Consider the following 18,057-nt stretch of genomic DNA (forward strand, 5'->3'; position numbering starts at 1 on the left):
ATCGACGGCGGCTACGCGATCTTCTGATTTCTCCTTCGGTGTCATCCCGGTTTCGCGCCAGCGAAGACCGGGACCCATAGACACCGATGGTCAGCGCATCGCCCGAGAGCGTCGTGTCTATTGGTCCCGGACAAGCGCTGCGCGCTTTCCGGGATGACATCGGATGGGTAACCCCGCGTCACGGTTCCAATCGCCGAAAGCGTGCGCCATCCTGAGGAAAACCGGAGGATCGTCATGACCCTGCACACCAAGCTTTGCGACCTCTTGGGCGTCGAGCATCCGATCATGCTGGCCGGCATGGGCGGGGTTTCCTACGCCGAGCTCGTGGCCGCGGTGTCGAACGCCGGCGGCTATGGGGTGCTGGGCATGGCCGGCCGCACCCCCGACTTCATCCGCGATGAGATGCGCAAGGTGAAGACGCTCACCGACAAGCCGTTCGGCGTCGACCTGCTGGCGGCGAGCCCCGAGAGCCTGACCGCTGCGGTGGAGATCATCATCGAGGAAGGGGCGTCATCCTTTGTCGCGGGCCTTGGCGTGCCGATGCCGATCATGGAGCGGCTCAAGAAGGGCGGGCTCAAGGTGATGGTGGTCTGCGGGGCGGTGAAGCACGCCGTGAAAGCCGAGCAGGCGGGCTGCGACGCGGTGATCTGCCAAGGCGGCGAGGGCGGCGGCCATACCGGCCTCGTCGGCACCATGCCGCTGGTGGCCCAGGCGGTGGAGGCGGTGAAGATCCCGGTGGTGGCGGCGGGCGGGCTCTACGACGGGCGCGGGCTGGCGGCGGCGCTGTCGCTGGGGGCCGTCGGCGTCTGGATGGGCACCCGGTTCATCGCCTCGGAAGAGGCCCACGCCGGCCAGCTCTACCGGGACGTGATCGTCGAGGCGTCGGACGAGGACACCATCCGCACCCGCAGCTAATCAGGAAAGCCCATGAGGGTGAAGAAGAACTCCTATGTCGAGGACTGGGAACGGCGGCCGGCCGACATCCAGCCCTTCCCGGCCCAGGCGATCCTCTCCAGCCGCGCTGGCGTCATGGGCGGCATCGGGGGCCAGATCGAGGGCCTCGACGCAGACAAGTCCGCCTTCGCCATGGGCCAGTCGGCCGGCGGCGTCCACGACGTGGCTCCGGCCGGCGAGATCGTGGAGCGGATCATGGCCGAGGCGGAAACCGCCATCGACCGGGTCTCGGCGCTGCGGACGAGGGCGAAGGCTTCGGCCTAAAGGTCGACAGCCCTCCCTCTTCTCGTCATCCCCCGGTCAGCCGCAGGCTGATCCGGGGGACTCAAGCTGAGCTTCAGGACGCGGCGAAGAAGGACGAGAGGCCCACGCGAGACCCGCTTTTCCTTGACATTCCGCCCATCACGTGTTCTCGTTTTGTTCATGATCGAGGCGCAGCCTTCCTCTGAAGCCCAACCGGGTGACCCCGGCGACGCGCGCACCGAGCGCCATCTGCGGGGCTTGGCGGAACTGGGCGAGATCGGCATGGAGCTGGCGCGGCTGGTCCGGCGGCAGGCCGACGCGCAGGCCGCCGCCAACCCGGACGGCGCGGTTGATGAAAGCCTCGGCCTCGTCTTCGCCCGCATCGCGCGCGCCGTGCGCCAGACCTTCGCGCTGGAGGCCAGGCTCGCCGAAGACCGCCGAACGGCCCAGGCCGAGGCCGCTGCCCGCCGCGCCGCCGAAACCCGCCTGGGCGTCGAACGGCGCAAGACCAGGGTCAGGACCGCCGTCGAGCGGGTCCTCGACGCCGAGGCCGACGGGAGCGACGCCGAAAGCCTGTTCTACGATCTCACCGAGCGCCTCGAGACCGATTACGACGAAGCCGACTTCGCCGACCGCCCCATCGGCGAACTGGTTGCCCGCATCTGCCGCGACCTGGGCGTCACCCCGGACTGGAGCCTCTGGCAGGACGAGGACTGGGCGATCGAGGCGCGGGGCGCCGAGCCTGCGGTTCGGGCCGGGAGTGAGCCCGCTTCGCCGGAATGGCCGGGGCCGGAACCGGCCCCCGCCTCCCCGGATGGCGGCGGAAAATCCTGGGTCGTCCCGCCCGACTAATCGACAGCCTAAGGCGCGCTCGCCAGATAGGCGCTGGGGTCCTTCAGGAAGTTCCGGAACTCGCCGATGCAGCCGGTCCAGGCCGCTATCTGCGTGCGGAAGTGGTCGTAGGTGTCGTCGGCGAACAGCAGGGTCGAGTAGAGCACGTGCGGCTTGCCGGCCTTGTCCTCCGTGCCGCGGCACATGGCAGAGGTCTGGTTGAAGGCGTTGAGCTGGGCGAAGCTCGGCCCCGGCGCCTCGACCATGGAATCGAACTGCACCGCCTTGCAGGCCCGCCCCTGCGCGTCGCAGGCGGCGAACTGCAGGCTGAAGTTGGCCGCCACCGAGGCGACGGTCACCAGCACCTCGTCGGGGTCCTTTCGCGCGATCGCCGCCTTGCCCCCGCCGGCGTTCAACAGCTCCACCACGCTCGCTGGATTGCGGGCGTCGAAGTTGGCGACCGGGGCGGTGGCCGGCTTCGCGGGCGCGGGCTTGGCCGCGGGCGCCTTCGCCGCGGCGAAGGGCTTGGGCGGCGCGGGTTTCGGCGCTGCGCCGGCGATCAGGACGGCGGCGGCGACAAGGGCGGTGGTCTTGCAGAGCATGGCGGAGCGCTATCAGACCTCGGATATGGGCGCGAGCGTGGCCTTCGGTTTCCGTGGCGTCCGGCCCGGCCGATGGCTAAGCTTGGCGCCGGTCGGGGAGATGTTCATGGGTTTTGCTGTCGTCGCCGCGGTCTTCCTGGTGCTGGCCCTGGTGGTCGCGCTGGGGGCCATCAAGATCGTGCCGCAGGGCCGCGAGTACACCGTCGAGCGGTTCGGCCGTTATATGCGGACGCTCAAGCCCGGCATCAGCTTCCTGACGCCCTTCGTCGAGAACATCGGCCGGCGCATCAACATGATGGAGCAGGTGCTCGACGTGCCGCGCCAGGATGTGATCACCAAGGACAACGTTTCGGTCCAGGTGGACGCCATCGTCTTCATCCAGGTGATGGACGCCGCGGCCGCGGCCTACCGCATCACCAACCTCGACTTCGCGATCACACAGCTGACCATGACCAACCTGCGCACCGTGGTGGGCAACATGGAGCTGGACGAGGTGCTGTCGCAGCGCGACCAGATCAACACCCGCCTGCTGGACGTCATCGACCAGGCGACCAGTCCCTGGGGCGTCAAGGTGGCGCGGATCGAGATCAAGGATCTGCAGCCGCCGCCGGACATCACCAACGCCATGGCCCGCCAGATGAAGGCCGAGCGCGAGCGGCGCGCCGTGATCACCGAGGCGGACGGCGAGAAGCAGGCGGCGATCACCGTGGCGGAGGGCCAGAAGCAGTCTGCGATCCTGCAGGCCGAGGGCCGCCGCGAGGCCGCCTTCCGCGACGCCGAGGCCCGCGAACGCTCCGCCCAGGCCGAGGCCAAGGCCACTGAGCTGGTCTCCACCGCCATCGCCCAGGGCGACGTCAACGCGATCAACTATTTCATCGCCCAGAAGTATGTTGAGGCGTTCGGCAAGCTGGCCGAAAGCCCGCAGCAGAAGACGGTGATCGTGCCGGCCGACATGGGCTCGCTGGTGGGCTCCATCGCCGGCATCGCCGAGCTGGTGAAGGCCGCCCAGGCCGAGCAGCCGCCGATCCCGCCGCGTGGCGGCGGCTCCCGGCCGGCGACGCGCGGCGGCACGGCGGTTCCGCCCGCAGGGAGTTGAACCATGAGCGACCTGACCACCCTCTATGCGGCCCACCCCTTCTGGGTGTGGATCGCGCTCGCCGCCGCCGTGCTCGCCGTCGAGGTGGTGACCGGCTCGGGCTGGCTGCTGTGGCCCTCGGCCTCGGCCGGGGCGGTGGCGGTGCTGGCGGCCTTCGCGGACCTGGGCCTTCCGCAGGCGGTGCTGGCCTTCGCGGTGCTGACCATCGCCTCGACGGTGCTCGCCCGCCGTTACCTGCCGCTTTCGGTGCTCCACCATCCGGCCGGCGACATCAACGACAATGTGGCCAGACTGGTCGGCCATCAGGGCCGCGCGGTCTCCGCCTTCAAGGGCCGGGCCGGGCGCGTCTTCATCGACGGCAAGGAGTGGGCGGCCGAGCTCGACGAGGGCGAGGCGCTGGAGGCCGGCTCGCGAGTGGAAGTCACCGGCGTGGCGGGCGCCCACCTGAAGGTCCGCGCGGCCTGAGATTCGACCGCATGCGCCGCGCGGCGGGGCCTGACAGCGCGCGCTAAGCCCTTGGAAGTGCGTCAAAGTTCGAGGTCCATGCAGGGTCATCTTGACCCCTGCGGCCTTCATGGCGCTTATGTGCGCCGAAAGGGGCCAGCGCCCCACGGAAACGTCCAGGAGATACCGAAGTCATGAGGCCATTAGGATTGGGGCTGCTAGCGGCCCTCATCGTCGCCATGATCGCGCCAGCCGTGGCCATGGCCGCGCCGAAAGCCCCGCCGTCCGCCGTCAGCCCAGAGGCCCGCAAGGCCGGCATGGCCGACTCGCCGGCGCTGGTCGCGGCGGCGAACCTGCCGTGCAAGGTCTCCGACGCACGCTTGGTCGGCAAGGCGGCGCCGGACAAGAAGACCGGCTCGCCGGCCACCAGCCTCTATGAAGTCGCCTGCGAAGGCGCGCCGGGCTTCCTGATCCAGACCACGGCGGCTGCGCCGAACGCCTTCAGCTGCGTGCTGGTCAACTATCCGGCGGATCCGGCGACCAAGTCCCCGAACCCCTGCGTGCTGCCGTCCAACCTCGACCTGAAGCCGGCGGTGACGGCGCTGCTGGCGAAGGCCAAGGTGAATTGCGCGCCCGAAGGGATCCGCGGCATCGGCCAGACGACAAACAACACCCTGGTCGAGGTCTCCTGCCCCGGCGGCGTCGGCTACGTCATCACTGCCGCCTCGCCGCTCGACGTCACCAAGGAGGCCAGCGCAACCAACTGCCTCGCCTATGACGCGGTGCAGGGCAACATCAAATGCGTGCTGGCCCCGGCCACCGCCCGCCTCGCCATCGTCGACAACTACGCCAAGCTGGCCAACAACGGCTGCACCGTGAAAGACCGCCGCTTCGTGGGCACCTTCACCGACGGCACCGAGGGCTACGAAGTCTCCTGCGAGGGCGGCAAGGGCTACATCTACAAGGTGAGCCAGGGCGCGATCAAAGAGACCCTGGACTGCGCCAAGGTCCCCGGCGGCGCCTGCACCCTGACCGACACCCGCGCGGCCACCGCCGAGCAGGCCGGCCTCTACACCAAGCTCGCCAAGAACTCCGGCTCCAGCTGCACGGTGAACCGCTACGCCATCTTCCCCGCGAAAGGGTCGGATGAGGTGGTGGAGCTGGTCTGCGCCGACGGCAGCGGCGCCATCGGCATGTTCCCGGCCACCGGCAAGGGCAAGGTGCTGGACTGCGGCCACGCGCTCGTCGCCGGCTACAAGTGCACGCTCGGCAAGCCCGACTACTCGGGGCTCACCGCCGACCTGCGCAAGTTCGACAAGAAGGACTGCACAGTGTCCAGTGTCGGCCAGCCGCTGAAGGCGACCGACGGCACGATCCGCCTCGAGGTCGCCTGCGCCGACGGCCTGCCGGGCTACATGATCGCCTTCAGCGATCCGCAGACCCCGAAGGAGGCCGTGGTCTGCAGCATGGCTGGCAACTGCGTCCTGCCGACCAACAAGCCGAAGGGCAAGAGCTGACCGCTCTCCGCTAAGTGGTGTTCCAAGAGGCCCGCGGGGTTGCGCCCCGCGGGCCTTTTTCTTCTTCCTCCCCCAGCGCGAAAGCGCGATTTGGGGAGGTGGCGCGACGCGCCGGAGGGGTCCGCTCAGATCGTGGAGGAACCCCCTCAGTCAGCTTTGCTGACAGCTCCTCCAAGGGGGAGCAACTGACTCTTCAAATCGCCGCCTCGATGAACATCGGGCCGCGCTGGGCCATGGCGCCGGCGAAGGCGGTCTCGAACTGTTCGGCGGTGGTGCAGCGGACGGCCGGCAGGCCCAGGCCGTTGGCCAGCGGGACCCAGTGGATGGCCGGGTCGCCCAGCCCCAGCAGCTTGGCGGCCTGGGGGCCGGCGTCGCCCGCGCCGGTGCGGACCATCTCGATGTTGAGGATGCGGTAGCTGTTGTTGGCGAACACCACGACGGTGACGTCGAGGTTCTCCCGCGCCAGCGTCCAGAGCGCCTGTATGGTGTACATCGCCGCCCCGTCGCCGTTCAGCGACACCACCTTGCGGTCGGGCGCGGCCACCGCGGCGCCGACGGCCAGCGGCAGGCCGATGCCGATGGCCCCGCCGGTCAGGGCCAGCACCTCGTGGGGCGCCGCGGTCATGGCCGGCACGGCGACCCCGCCGCCGGAGGTCACGCTGTCGTCGCAGACGATCGCCCCCTCGGGCAGGTGGCGGGCGATGGAGAGGCCGGCCATCTGCGGGCTGAGCGGTCCGGACGGCGCGGATTCGGGGCGCTTCAGGGGCTGGCTCGGTCCCTCGCGCGGCGCCCCGAGGGCGTCGGCCAGGGCGGCCAGGCCCGCAGCAGCGTCCTCGCCGCGGCCCACGAACTCCAGCAGGTCGCAACCTTCGGGGACCAGCACGCTCGGCCGCCCGGGGTAGGCGAAGAAGGCCACAGGCATCGTCGTGCCGGCCAGCACCATCAGGTCGACGCCCTCGAGTTGCTTCAGCGCCATCTCGCCGAAGTACGGCATGCGCTCGGGCGCGAAGATCCCGGCGCCGCGCGGCTGGCGCGCCACGAAGGTGTCGGCCATCACGCGGATTCCGTGGGCGGCCAGCCGCGCGGCCTGGGCCAGGGCCTCGGCGCGGCAGGCCTGGCCCCCGATCAGGATCACCGGCTGCTTGGCCTTGCGCAGCGCCAGGAGGGTCTCATCGAGCGCGACCTCCGGCGGCGCCGGCCGCACAGGCTTCTGCGCGATGACCGGCTCGACGCGGGTTTCCAGCCACGCCGAGTCGGCCGGCAGGATCAGGCTCACCGGACCGCCCGGCGGCCCATAGCTCGCCTCGACCGCCTCGGCGGCCAGCACCGGCACGTCGTCGGGGCTTTCGGCGGAGCGCGCCCAGATGGAGTTGGGCTTCACCAGGGTCGCGATGTCGGAGTTCAGCGGCGCGTCGAACTCGCGGTGATAGGTGGCGTGGTCGCCGATGACGTTGACGATGGGCGTGAAGGCCCGCCTGGCGTTGTGCAGGTTCGCCACCCCGTTGCCATAGCCGGGGCCCAGGTGCAGCAGGGTGCAGGCGGGCTTGTCGGCCATGCGGCCGTAGCCGTCCGCCGCCCCGGTCGCCACGCCCTCGAACAGGCAGAGCACCGGCCGCATCTCCGGCCTGCGGTCGAGCGCGGCGACGAATTGCATCTCGCTGGTGCCCGGATTGGCGAAACAAGCGGTCACGTCGTTAGCGACGAGCGTCGCGAGCAGGGCGTCGGCGCCGTTCATGCCAAGTCTTTCATGTCAGAACACCATCACTTCGGGAGGAGAGGGATCGGCGAACAGCCGTGAAATGGCTTCGGCGCGCCGCGAGCGGGCCAGCGCCTGGGCGATGTAGCCCTTGTCGGTGATTTCGCCGGAGGCCGCGTCGGGGGCGTCGGGCAGCACGAGGGCGCGGGCCACCCGGCCGCCGGAGCCGCGGGCCTTGGCGTTGAAGGCTTCCAGCCCGGCGCGGACGGCGGCGGCGACGTCGGCGGGCGACAGGCGCGGGTTGGGATAGAGCAGCAAGCCCACCGCCTCGCGCCCCTCGCCGCAGACCACCGCGTCGGTCACCGCCCCGCCGATCGCCGAGACCGCGCCGATGCGCAGGTCGCCGACGCCGACGAAGGTGCCGCTGGCCAGCTTGAAGTTCTCCGAGAGCCGCCCGTCGAAGACCATGCCTAGGGCAGGATCCTCGGGGTCGATGAAGCGGGCCGCGTCGCCGATCACATAGAAGCCCTCGTCGTCGAAGGATTGCGCGGAGAGCTCCGGCTGGCCGAGGTAGCCCTCAGTGATCTGCGGTCCCTTCACGCGGAAGTCGAACTTGCCGGCCTCCGGTACGAGGCGCACCGAGGTCCCCGGAATAGGCAGGCCGATCAGGCCCATGCGGTCATTGGCCCAGTGGACGTTGCAGGCGGTGGGGCCGGTCTCGGTGGCGCCATAGCCCGAGCCGAAGCTGATCTTCTCGCCGACAGTGCGCAGGGCGACGGCCTGGATGCGGTCGGCGACCGCCTGGCCCAGCGCCGCGCCGCCATACTGCAGCGCGCGCACGCGCTCGAAGAACCGCCGGGCCAGGGCTTCGTCGCGCTCCAGCTCGTCGACGAACAGCATCCAGCCGGCCGGGACCATGTTCTGATAGGTCGGCGAAACCTCCTTGAGATTGCGCACCGTCTCACCAAACCGCGCGGCGGTCGGCTGGCCGTGGTCGATGTAGAGCGTCCCACCTCGGTGCAGAGACATATGCAGGATCGAGTTGGCGCCCAGGCTGTGGCTCCAGGGCGCGGAATTGACCATCACCGGCGGGTCGGAATCGTCGAAGCAGGCGGTGATCTGGGCCGAGTTCAGGCTGACGTTGGCGTGGCTGCAGATCACCGCCTTGGGATGGCCGGTGGAGCCGGAGGTCAGCAGGTACTTGGCGTGGTCGGTTGGCTTGGCGGTCGCGGCGGCGGGCCGGTTCTTCAGCAGGGCTTCAAAGGCGATGTCGCCGGGGCGGGGGTTCTTCGCCGCGATCACCGGCAGGCCGGCCAGGGCCGGCGCGGCGAGGCCCTCGGCGAACAGCGCGGCGTCTTCCGTGTAGACGGCCGCAGGCTGCAGCACCTGGCAGGCGCGGGCCAGGCGTTCCGGGTTGGCGTTCTTCAGACCGTACTGCGGGGAGACCGGTGCGATCGGCATCCCCTGGCTCATGGCCGCATAGGCGATCAGCGCATGGTCGACGCCGTTGTGGGCGAGGATCAGCAGGGGCGCAGGCCCCACCACCCCCAGCCCCCATAGGCCGCCGGCGATGGCGCCGACCTGCTCGCGCGCCTCGGCGAAGGTCATCGTCCGCCAGCCGTCGCCGGAACGCTCGGCCAGCCACGGGCGGTTGGGCGCGGCCACGGCCCAGTGCTCCAGGGCCGCCGTCATGGTCTGGAACCGCGTGGAATAGGGCGTGGGGTTGGTCAGCACCATCTCGCCGCCCGCCCGCCGCTCGACCTCCAGCCGCCGCGGCGCATAGCGGGGATCGCGGAAGGGGGCGGTTGCGAGGTGCAGCTCGGCGTCCATGCTGGAGCCCTTATTCCAAGCGCCGAAGCGAATGGGAAGGCTCAGCGGCCGAGCGCCGCCAGTCTTCGCTCCAGGAACAGGCGTTCGGCCGGCGCCGGATGCAGGGCCAGCGCCGCCTGCAGGGCCTCGGCGGCCTCCGCCTCGCGCCCGGCCATTGCGTAGAGCCCGGCGCGGGCGGCTTGATAGGGGAGCCAGGCAGCGAGACGCTCGCGACCCTCGACGGCGGCCAGGGCGGCAAGCCCCGCCTCCGCCGTCTGGGCTTCGGCCACCGCCACCGCGCGGTTGACCGCGGCGACGGCCGAGGGCCGCACGGTCAGCAGCATGTCGTAGAGCGCGACGATGTCACCCCAAGGCGTTGCGCTGGTCTCGATCCTGGAAGCGTGGGCGGCGTGGATGGCGGCCATCAGCTGGTAGGGTCCGCTGCGGCCGAGCTCGGCGGCGCGGCGCATCAGGGCCACGGCCTCGGCGATCAGGCGCGGGTCCCAGAGCCGCACGTCCTGCTCGGAGAGGGGGACCATGGCGCCGGCGGCGTCGAGGCGCGCGGGCCGGCGCGCTTCGGTGAGGCGGATCAGGGCCGCGAGCCCCAGCACCTCGGGCTCGTCGGGTAGAAGCTCGGCCAGCAGACCGGAAAGCCGCAGCGTCTCTCCTGCCAGGTCGGCCGCGTCGGAGGCTCCGGCGGCGTCCTCGTAGGCCTGGCCGTAAGCGATCTCCAGCGTGGCCAGGACCGCGTCCAGCCGTTCGCCCCAGGCGTCGGGTTCCGGGATCTCGAAGCGGATGCGGGCATCGCGGATCTTGCGCTTGGCCCGCGTCAGCCGCTGCAGCATGGCGACCTCGCTGGTCAGCCACGCGCGGGCGATCCGCTCCACGGACAGGCCGCAGAGCGTTCGCAGGGTGAGCGCGATCCGCGCCTCGGGCGCGAGCGCGGGGTGGCAACAGATGAAGATCAGCCGCAGCCGTTCGTCGGGGATCGGCTCGAACGCCGCCATCAGGATCGTCTCGGGGTCCGGCGCGGGCTCCGGGGCGTCGTGGACCGCCGCCCCGCGCACCTTGGCGCGGCGGCCGATGTCGAAGGCCCGCCGGCGGCCCACCGCATAGAGCCAGGCGGCCGGATCCCGCGGCGGGCCGTCGCGGCGCCAGGTCTCGACGGCCCGCAGGCTGGCGACCGCGAAGGCCTCCTCGGCCATGTCGAGGTCGCGGAAGCGCATGGCGAGCGCCGCGCGGATGCGGTCGCCCGCCTCCCGCACGGCGTCGTCCAGGACACGCTCGGCCTGCCGGCTGCTCATCGGCCTACATCACGTGGATGGGGCGGACCTCGACGGAATAGTTCGGGCCCCCGGGAATCTTCTTGCCCCAGGCGATCGCCGCATCAAGGTCCGGCGCCTCGACCAGGTAATAGCCGGCGAGCTGCTCGCGCGTCTCGGCGTAAGGGCCGTCGTGCAGGCTCTGCGAGCCGGCCACGTTGCGCACCGTCGTTGCGGTGTCCGTGGGCTGCAGCCGGTTGCCGCCGACCATGGCTCCGGCCTCGCTGAGTTCCGCGCCCAGCCGCATGTGCGCCGCAGTGATCTCCTGCAGGACGGCCGGGTCCGTGCCTGTCTCCGGCGCCCAGAGCTTCTCGTCCGTATAGATCAGCAGCAGATATTGCATGATGTGGTCCTCTCCCGTTGCGCCAGATTGGCCGACGCGGAGCGCCGCGTCATCTCAGAGACGCTCGTCCCCCAGGGGATTCGACTGGGCCACGAATTTTTCCGGTTCACCCGGCGGCGCAGCCTCGATCAGCTTGCGCAGCTCGGCGATGGCCCGGGCCGCGGGCGAGCGGCGCTGGCGCCAGATCAGGAGGCTCACCGCGCCGAGGGTCGCGACCATGAACGGGATCGGGCCGAACAGCCAGGCCGCCGCGGCAAGCGCGAAATAGTAGCCGCGGACGCCGGAGTTGACGGAGTGGAGCGCTGGGTTGAGCAGGCGGCCGGCCACGTCGCCGAACGCATGGTGGGCGTCGTCGTCCGCCCTTTCGGGCGTCGCCCCGATGGCGGCCAGAACGTAGTTGAGCTGGCGGATCCCCCAGATGAAGTCGAGCAGCCCGCGCGCCAGCGTCAGCACGACAAGCGCGAGCTGGCCCTCGAAGAGCAGCCGCGACGAGGTGTTGATCACCGCCAGGCTGGAGACGTTGCGGAAGCTCGCCTGGCCGCCGAACAGGACGCCGGCGGTGGCGGCGATTAGGATCAGGTTCGACGAGGCGAAGAAGGAGGACGAGCTCAGGGTCTGCGCCAGCAGCTGACCGTCCATGAAGCGGTTCGTCCGCCGCGCCATGTTGTGCATCCACGCGCTGCGCACGACGGTCAGGTCGGTGTTGATGACGGCCCCGCCGCGGCGGCCGAGGAGGGTGAGCAGCGGCTGGTAGAAAAGCCAGCACACGCCGAACAGGCTGACGGCCACGATGTTCAGGGGGCTGAGCTCAATCATCGGCGATCAGGCTGGTGACGTTGGTGTTGCGCAGGCGCGCGGCGGCGACGGCGCCGACCAGCATGACGATCGCGACATAGACATAGAAGCCGCTTTCCATCTTCGCCTGCTTCAGCCACTCGGCGATATATTCCGCGGTGCCGCCGAACAGCGCGTTGGCCAGCGCATAGGGCAGGGCCACGCCGAGTGCGCGGACGTGGGCCGGGAACAGCTCGGCCTTCACCGCGGCGTTCACCGCCGAATAGCCCGCGTGGCAGAGCACCAGGATCATCACCAGGCCGAAGGCCTCGAGCGCCGAGGTCGAATGCGCGATGGCCGTCATCACCGGATAGGTCGCGACCGCCCCGGCCGCCAGGCCCACCGCCATGGTGGTCTTGCGGCCCACCTGGTCCGAGAGCCAGCCGACCGCGGGCTGGATCAGCATGTAGAGGACCAGCACTCCGGCCATGATCGCGGTGCCGGTGTCCTTGGAGAAGCCGGCCGTGTTGACCAGGAATTTCTGCATGTAGGTCGTGTAGGCGTAGAAGGCCAAGGAGCCGGCGGCGGTGAGCACCAGGACGATCGCGAACTCCCTCGGATGCTCGCGGAAGAGGGTCATGGTCTGGCCGCGCCGGGCGGTCTCGGCGGCGGCCCGCAGGTAGGCGCGGGTCTCGTCGAGGCCGGTGCGGATCCAGAACACCACGATGGCCAGCACCCCGCCGATGGCGAACGGGATGCGCCAGCCCCAGGCCTCCAGCGCGGCCTTGGAGAGCACGTGTTGCAGGACGACCAGCACCACCAGCGCCGTGAGCTGGCCGCCGATCAGGGTGGTGTACTGGAAGGATGACCAGAAGCCGCGGTGCTTGCTGCCGGCCATCTCCGACATGTAGGTGGCGCTGGCCCCGTACTCGCCGCCCAGCGACAGGCCCTGGACCAGGCGCGCGGCCAAGAGGCCGAGCTGGGCCAGCACGCCGATCTGGGCGTAGGTCGGCAGGATGGCGATGGCGAAGGAGCCCAGGCTCATCAGCGCCACCGACAGCGTCAGGGCTGCCCGGCGTCCGGCCCGGTCGGCGTAGATCCCCATCAGCCAGGCGCCGGCCGGACGGGCGACGAACCCCGCCGCGAAGATCGCCGCGGTCTGCAGCTGTTGGGCGGTCTGCTCGCCCTTGGGGAAGAAGTGGGCCGCGAAATAGAGGCTGGTGGAGGAATAGGCGAACCAGTCGTACCACTCGACGAGGTTGCCGGCGGAGCCGCCGAGGATCGCCTTGATCCGCCGAAAGGCGGTGATCGGCTCTATGCGCTCATCCGCCGTCTTCGCCTCGTCCCGCGCCATGCATCCCCCCTGCTTCGAGGGGATGCTAGGCGATCCGACGGCTTACGCCAGGGGGCTGGGCGCTATATCCGCCCCAGCAGCACCAGCACGATGATGATCACCAGGATCAGGCCAAGTCCGCCGCTCGGGAAATAGCCCCAGCTGCGGGAATGGCCCCAGGTGGGCAGTGCGCCGACCAGCAGCAGCACCAGTATGATGATAAGTATAAGGCCTAGGCTCACGCGTCTCCTCCTTCGTGTCCCCCGACTGCGGCAGCAAACGGGCGGTCATGGTGGAGGTTCCGGAGCGGGGCCTGGAGCGTTTCCCGGCTGACTTGGACAAGTCAGCCGATCAGGAAGATCGACCAAGCAAATCCTAGAGCGCGCCGTTCCGATTGAATCGAAACGGGACAAGCTCTAGTCGGCGAAGTCGGCCGTGTGCAGGTGGGCGTCGGTGTCCTTCACGCCCATGGCGTACATCAGCCCGATCCAGCCGCCCTTGATGCGCGGCAGGAGCGCCAGGGTGAGCGCCGCCAGCGGGATCAGGATGATCGGCAGGGAGTAGGCCGGGTTCGAGCGCCAGACGATCGGGAAGAACAGCAACGGCGCCACCACCAGGTGACCGACGAGTAGGATCGTCAGGTAGGCCGGGCCGTCGTCGGCCGGGTAGCGGGCGAGGTCGGTGTCGCAGACCTCGCAGCGCCCGTTCACCTTCAGGTACTTCCAGAACAGCTGGCCCTTGCCGCAGGCCGGGCAGTGTCCCGAAAGGCCCCGGAACAGCGAGCGCTTCAACGGATGAACGATCTCTGCCATGGCGGGGATATGGGCCCTATGAGACGGGAAGAAAAGACGCCCGGCCGATCGGTCGCAGGGGCCGGCCGCGTTGCACAGGCTTGCTCATGACGACCTCCGGAGGACACCTCCCGAACCCCCCAGGCGCGCCCACCGTTCCCTCGAAGAAGGAAGAGTTAGTGCTTGGCGTCTTCCGCCGTGCTGGTGACAGCCTTGCCCGCTGCCTGCACGTCCTTGCCGGCGCCGGCGAGGGTGTTGCAGCTCGCCACCAGCAGAGCCGAAGCCGCCGCCGCCAGCACGATCAGTTTACGCATGGAATAATCCCCTCCGAGTTCGGAGCGGATTTCGCCGGACGCAGCGTGACAGTCAAGCTCCAAGACGCGTCTGGGCGATCGCCGCCAGCCGCGCGTTCATCCGCCGCACATGGCTGCCCGGCCAATAGAGCCGTCCGCAGGCCGGGCAGGCGCGAAAGGGACCCTCGCCGGTGCGGACGGAGGTGGGCATGCGCGCGACCTCCGGCGCGCTGGCCTCGCGCAGCCGCGCATTGTCCATCACGCAGCGGCTGAAGGGGTCCGCGTCCCAGCCGATCGGGACGGCGTCCGAAAGGCTCAGCGCCTCCTGCTCGACCCCGAGGCCCTCGATCAGCACCGAGTCCGGCGAGGCCGCCGCCAGCCGCTTGTCGCGGGTCAGCACCATGCGGCCTTCCTCGCGGGCAAGGTGCAGCAGGGCCGCGTCCGCCTCGCCGCCGCTGGCCAGATAGGTGTCGTAGCCCGCGGCCCGGAGCAGCCGGGCGAGCCTGACCAGCATTTCATCGCAGAGGAAGCGCATGCTCCAATTGTCTCCCTTCTCTCACAAAGGGCGAAGGGTCAGTGTCGCCACATGAACCCGGCAGCGCTCGGCGAAGTCATCCTCAGCGTGCACCTGGTGGTCATCGCCTTCAACGTGCTCGGCCTGATCGCCATCCCGCTCGGCGCAGCGCGCGGCTGGCGGTGGGTCCGCATCCGCTGGTGGCGGCTGCTGCACATCGCGTCCTGGGCGGTGGTGGCGCTGCAGGCGATGCTTGGCCGCGCCTGCTTCCTGACGCTCTGGCAAGACCAGCTGACCGGAGCCAGCGGCGAGCCTCTGATCATGCGCTGGGTGAACGGTCTGATCTACTGGCCGCTGCCGATCTGGGTGTTCGGGGCGATGTATCTGGTGCTGTTTGCGCTCGTGATCGCGCTCTGGTGGCTCGTGCCCGCTAATCCGCGTCCATCTTCAGCGCCGCGCTAAACGCTTCCTGCGGGATCTCGACCTTGCCGACAGGTGCCAGCTTGTCGGCCATGGCCTCGGTGGCTCCGGCGACCCGGAAGGCGCATAATCGGCAGCGATCGCCCACCGGGACGGGAGGGGTTGAGCAGATGACGCTTTCGATCAATCGAATCCAGGCCTGGACGCTGGTCGCCGCCGTCAGCGCCGCCCTCCTGGCCGGCTCGGCGGGGGCGCAGGCCTACAAGGCGCCGCGCAACGGCTTCGGTCAGCCGGACCTCTCCGGCCTCTGGTCCAACGCCTCGCTCACGCAGCTCGAACGCCCGCCGCAGGTCAAGTCCCTGGTGATCTCGCCGGCCGAGGCGCGCACCCTGGAGCAGTGGTGGACCCAGATGCAGCAGGCGGACGTCCGGCCCACCGACCCGAAGGCGCCGGCGCCCGAGAAGGGGACCGACCCGGGCGGCTACAACACCTTCTGGATGGATCCCGGCTCGAAGGTGGGCAGCCTCCGCGGCGAGCTGCGGAGCTCCTGGCTGACCGAGCCGGAGGACGGGCGGCTCCCCTACAGCCCTGAGGGCCGCCGGCGGTTCATGGCCGATGTGGCGAGGATCATGGGCAACTTCGACGGCCCCGAAGTCCGCCAGCCGGCGGAGCGCTGCCTGCTGGGCTTCGGCTCCACCGCCGGGCCGCCGATGATGAATGTGCTCTACAACAATACCTATCAGATCCAGCAGGATCGGGATCACCTGGTCATCCTGGTGGAGATGGACCACGACGCGCGCATCGTGCGCCTGGGCGACCGGCGCCACCTGCCCGCGAACATCCGGCCCTGGATGGGCGACAGCGTCGGCTGGTGGGAGGGCGACACCCTGGTGGTCGAAACCACCAACTTCAATCCGGGAGAGTCGCTGCGGCCCGGCATTCCGACCACCTTCTACGTCTCCGAGGACGCCAAGGTGACGGAACGCTTCACCCGCCTTTCGCCGAGCCAGATCCTCTACGAGTTCAAGGTCGAGGACCCCAAGGCGTACACCCGGACCTGGCGCGGCGAGATGCCGTTGAACGCCACCAAGGGGCCGCTCTACGAGTACGCCTGCCATGAAGGCAACTATGCGCTGCCGGGCATCCTCGCCGGCGCGCGCCACGCGGAGGCGGCCGGCAAGAAACCCGAGGCGGCGGAGGTGTCGGAGCTGGCCCCTAGTCCGCGTCCATCTTCAGCGCCGCGATGAAGGCTTCCTGCGGGATCTCGACCTTGCCGAACTGGCGCATGCGTTTCTTGCCGGCCTTCTGCTTGTCGAGCAGCTTGCGCTTGCGGCTCATGTCGCCGCCGTAGCACTTGGCGGTGACGTCCTTGCGCAGCGCGCGCACCGTCTCGCGGGCGATGATCCGGCCGCCGATCGCCGCCTGGATCGGGATCTGGAACATGTGCGGGCTGATCAGTTCCTTCATCTTCTCGACCATGCCGCGGCCGCGGGCCTCGGCCCGGTCGCGGTGGACCAGCATGGAGAGCGCGTCCACCGGCTCGGCGTTGACCAGGATCGACATCTTCACCAGGTCGCCGTCGCGGTACTCCTCGATCTGGTAGTCGAAGGAGGCGTAGCCCTTCGAGATCGACTTCAGCCGGTCGTAGAAGTCGAACACCACCTCGTTCAGCGGCAGGTCGTAGACCACCAGGGCGCGGGCGCCGACGTAGGACAGCTCCCGCTGCGCGCCGCGCCGGTCCTGGCAGAGCTTGATCACCGAGCCGAGGTATTCGTCCGGCGTCAGGATGGTGGCCTTGATCCAGGGCTCCGAGATCGAGGCGATCTTCACCGGGTCCGGCAGGTCGGCCGGGTTGTGCAGCTCCATCTCCGAGCCGTCGGTGAGCTTGATCTTGTAGACCACGCTGGGGGCGGTCGCGATCAGGTCGAGGTCGAACTCGCGGCTCAGCCGCTCCTGGATGATCTCCAGGTGGAGCAGGCCCAGGAACCCGCAGCGGAAGCCGAAGCCCAGCGCGGCGCTCGTCTCCATCTCGTAGGTGAAGGAGGCGTCGTTCAGGCGCAGGCGGCCGATGGCGGCGCGCAGGTCCTCGAACTCGGCGGCGTCGACGGGGAAGAGGCCGCAGAACACCACCGGCTGGACGTCGCGGAAGCCGGGCAGTGCCTCGGTGGCGGGCTTGCGGTCGTCGGTGATGGTGTCGCCGACCGCGGCTTGGGCGACTTCCTTGATCTGGGCGGTGATGAAGCCGATCTCGCCGGGGCCCAGCTCCTCGATCTCGGTGCGCTTGGGCCGGAAGTAGCCGATGCGGTCGATCAGGTGGGTGGAGCCCTGCTGCATCATCCGGATGCGCTGGCCGGAGCGCAGCACGCCGTCGATCACCCGCACCAGCACCACGACGCCGAGGTAGGGGTCGTACCAGGCGTCGACCAGCAGCGCCTTCAGCGGCGCGTCGCGGTCGCCCTTGGGCGGCGGCAGGCGCTTCACGACCGCTTCCAGCACGTCGTGGATGCCGAGGCCGGTCTTGGCCGAGGCCAGCACCGCGTCGGAGGCGTCAAGGCCGATGACGTCCTCGATCTGCTGGCGCACCCGGTCCGGCTCGGCGGCCGGCAGGTCGACCTTGTTCAGGACGGGCACGATCTCGTGATTGTTGTCGATGGCCTGGTAGACGTTGGCCAGCGTCTGGGCCTCGACGCCCTGGCTGGCGTCCACCACCAGGATCGAGCCCTCGCAGGCCGCGAGGCTGCGGGAGACCTCGTAGGCGAAGTCCACGTGCCCCGGCGTGTCCATCAGGTTGAGGACGTACTCCTCGCCGTCGTCGGCCTTGTAGTGCAGGCGCACGGTCTGGGCCTTGATGGTGATCCCGCGCTCGCGCTCGATGTCCATGTTGTCGAGCACCTGCTCGGTCATCTCGCGCTGGGTCAGCGCGCCGGTCTCCTGGATCAGGCGATCGGACAGGGTCGACTTGCCGTGGTCGATGTGGGCCACAATGGAGAAGTTGCGGATATGGCTGAGCGGGGTCGTCATGGCGCGTGCCTCTAGCACATTCCGCCGCCTTCGCGAGACGCGCGGCGTCCGGTC

The 18,057-nt window shown here is 69.7% G+C and carries 18 protein-coding genes and 1 pseudogene; 7 read left to right on the top strand and 12 right to left on the bottom strand.

Annotated elements, in window-relative coordinates; all coding sequences use genetic code 11:
• The first annotated feature begins 234 nt into the window (after positions 1–234).
• Both JWP28_RS00290 and JWP28_RS00295 read left to right on the top strand, forming a co-directional pair.
• A pseudogene (locus JWP28_RS00290) lies at positions 235–1,218 on the top strand (nitronate monooxygenase family protein).
• Positions 1,219–1,455: 237 nt separating this feature from the next.
• Positions 1,456–2,049, top strand: a complete 594-nt coding sequence (locus JWP28_RS00295) for a hypothetical protein (protein WP_299538642.1) — start codon at positions 1,456–1,458, stop codon at positions 2,047–2,049.
• An 8-nt stretch (positions 2,050–2,057) separates the two neighbouring features.
• On the opposite strand, the gene JWP28_RS00300 is transcribed toward JWP28_RS00295, so the two are convergent.
• A complete protein-coding gene (locus JWP28_RS00300) occupies positions 2,058–2,630 on the bottom strand; it encodes a hypothetical protein (protein ID WP_299538644.1) in 573 nt (190 codons plus the stop codon).
• Between the two features lie 106 nt (positions 2,631–2,736).
• On the opposite strand from JWP28_RS00300, the gene JWP28_RS00305 reads away from it, so the two are divergent.
• The 3 genes from JWP28_RS00305 to JWP28_RS00315 all read left to right on the top strand — a co-directional run bounded on the left by JWP28_RS00305 (position 2,737) and on the right by JWP28_RS00315 (position 5,687).
• Entirely contained in the window at positions 2,737–3,726 is a 990-nt protein-coding gene (locus JWP28_RS00305; protein ID WP_299538647.1) for an SPFH domain-containing protein, read from the top strand.
• 3 nt (positions 3,727–3,729) lie between these two features.
• A complete protein-coding gene (locus JWP28_RS00310; RefSeq protein WP_299538650.1) occupies positions 3,730–4,191 on the top strand; it encodes an NfeD family protein in 462 nt (153 codons plus the stop codon).
• Between the two features lie 218 nt (positions 4,192–4,409).
• Positions 4,410–5,687, top strand: a complete 1,278-nt coding sequence (locus JWP28_RS00315; RefSeq protein ID WP_299538653.1) for a hypothetical protein — start codon at positions 4,410–4,412, stop codon at positions 5,685–5,687.
• A 193-nt stretch (positions 5,688–5,880) separates the two neighbouring features.
• On the opposite strand, the gene JWP28_RS00320 is transcribed toward JWP28_RS00315, so the two are convergent.
• From JWP28_RS00320 to JWP28_RS00365, 10 genes are all read right to left on the bottom strand, one after another.
• Positions 5,881–7,422, bottom strand: coding sequence for an acetolactate synthase large subunit (locus JWP28_RS00320; protein ID WP_299538655.1), 1,542 nt, complete (start codon positions 7,420–7,422; stop codon positions 5,881–5,883).
• Positions 7,423–7,437: 15 nt separating this feature from the next.
• A complete protein-coding gene (locus JWP28_RS00325; protein WP_299538657.1) occupies positions 7,438–9,213 on the bottom strand; it encodes a feruloyl-CoA synthase in 1,776 nt (591 codons plus the stop codon).
• A gap of 41 nt (positions 9,214–9,254) precedes the next feature.
• Positions 9,255–10,496 carry a DUF6596 domain-containing protein gene (locus JWP28_RS00330; RefSeq protein ID WP_299538659.1) on the bottom strand — a complete coding sequence of 414 codons (1,242 nt, stop codon included), beginning with the start codon at positions 10,494–10,496 and terminating at the stop codon, positions 9,255–9,257.
• Positions 10,497–10,500: 4 nt separating this feature from the next.
• A complete protein-coding gene (locus JWP28_RS00335; protein WP_299538662.1) occupies positions 10,501–10,857 on the bottom strand; it encodes a YciI family protein in 357 nt (118 codons plus the stop codon).
• A gap of 54 nt (positions 10,858–10,911) precedes the next feature.
• Positions 10,912–11,673, bottom strand: a complete 762-nt coding sequence (locus JWP28_RS00340; protein ID WP_299538664.1) for a DUF599 family protein — start codon at positions 11,671–11,673, stop codon at positions 10,912–10,914.
• Positions 11,666–12,985, bottom strand: coding sequence for an MFS transporter (locus JWP28_RS00345; RefSeq protein ID WP_299538666.1), 1,320 nt, complete (start codon positions 12,983–12,985; stop codon positions 11,666–11,668). The genes JWP28_RS00340 and JWP28_RS00345 overlap by 8 nt, the downstream gene beginning before the upstream one ends.
• 62 nt (positions 12,986–13,047) lie before the next feature.
• Positions 13,048–13,206 carry a DUF3309 family protein gene (locus tag JWP28_RS00350; protein ID WP_299538668.1) on the bottom strand — a complete coding sequence of 53 codons (159 nt, stop codon included), beginning with the start codon at positions 13,204–13,206 and terminating at the stop codon, positions 13,048–13,050.
• A gap of 174 nt (positions 13,207–13,380) precedes the next feature.
• Entirely contained in the window at positions 13,381–13,776 is a 396-nt protein-coding gene (locus JWP28_RS00355; RefSeq protein ID WP_299538670.1) for a DUF983 domain-containing protein, read from the bottom strand.
• 155 nt (positions 13,777–13,931) lie between these two features.
• Complete coding sequence (locus tag JWP28_RS00360) at positions 13,932–14,069, bottom strand: entericidin A/B family lipoprotein (RefSeq protein WP_299538672.1); 138 nt, start codon at positions 14,067–14,069, stop codon at positions 13,932–13,934.
• Positions 14,070–14,121: 52 nt separating this feature from the next.
• On the bottom strand, positions 14,122–14,583 hold the full coding sequence (locus tag JWP28_RS00365) for a DUF5615 family PIN-like protein (RefSeq protein ID WP_299538674.1): 462 nt from the start codon (positions 14,581–14,583) through the stop codon (positions 14,122–14,124).
• Positions 14,584–14,634: 51 nt separating this feature from the next.
• Here JWP28_RS00365 and JWP28_RS00370 point away from each other — a divergent pair, with 51 nt between their 5' ends.
• Both JWP28_RS00370 and JWP28_RS00375 read left to right on the top strand, forming a co-directional pair.
• Positions 14,635–15,024, top strand: a complete 390-nt coding sequence (locus tag JWP28_RS00370; RefSeq protein ID WP_299538677.1) for a DUF2784 family protein — start codon at positions 14,635–14,637, stop codon at positions 15,022–15,024.
• A 128-nt stretch (positions 15,025–15,152) separates the two neighbouring features.
• On the top strand, positions 15,153–16,229 hold the full coding sequence (locus JWP28_RS00375) for a hypothetical protein (protein ID WP_299538680.1): 1,077 nt from the start codon (positions 15,153–15,155) through the stop codon (positions 16,227–16,229).
• Here JWP28_RS00375 and lepA read toward each other — a convergent pair.
• A complete protein-coding gene (gene lepA, locus JWP28_RS00380) occupies positions 16,198–18,003 on the bottom strand; it encodes a translation elongation factor 4 (RefSeq protein WP_299538684.1) in 1,806 nt (601 codons plus the stop codon). The genes JWP28_RS00375 and lepA overlap by 32 nt on opposite strands.
• Positions 18,004–18,057: the final 54 nt, after the last annotated feature.

Origin of the sequence: Phenylobacterium sp. (assembly GCF_028290885.1) — a bacterium.
Classification (GTDB): Bacteria; Pseudomonadota; Alphaproteobacteria; order Caulobacterales; family Caulobacteraceae; genus Phenylobacterium.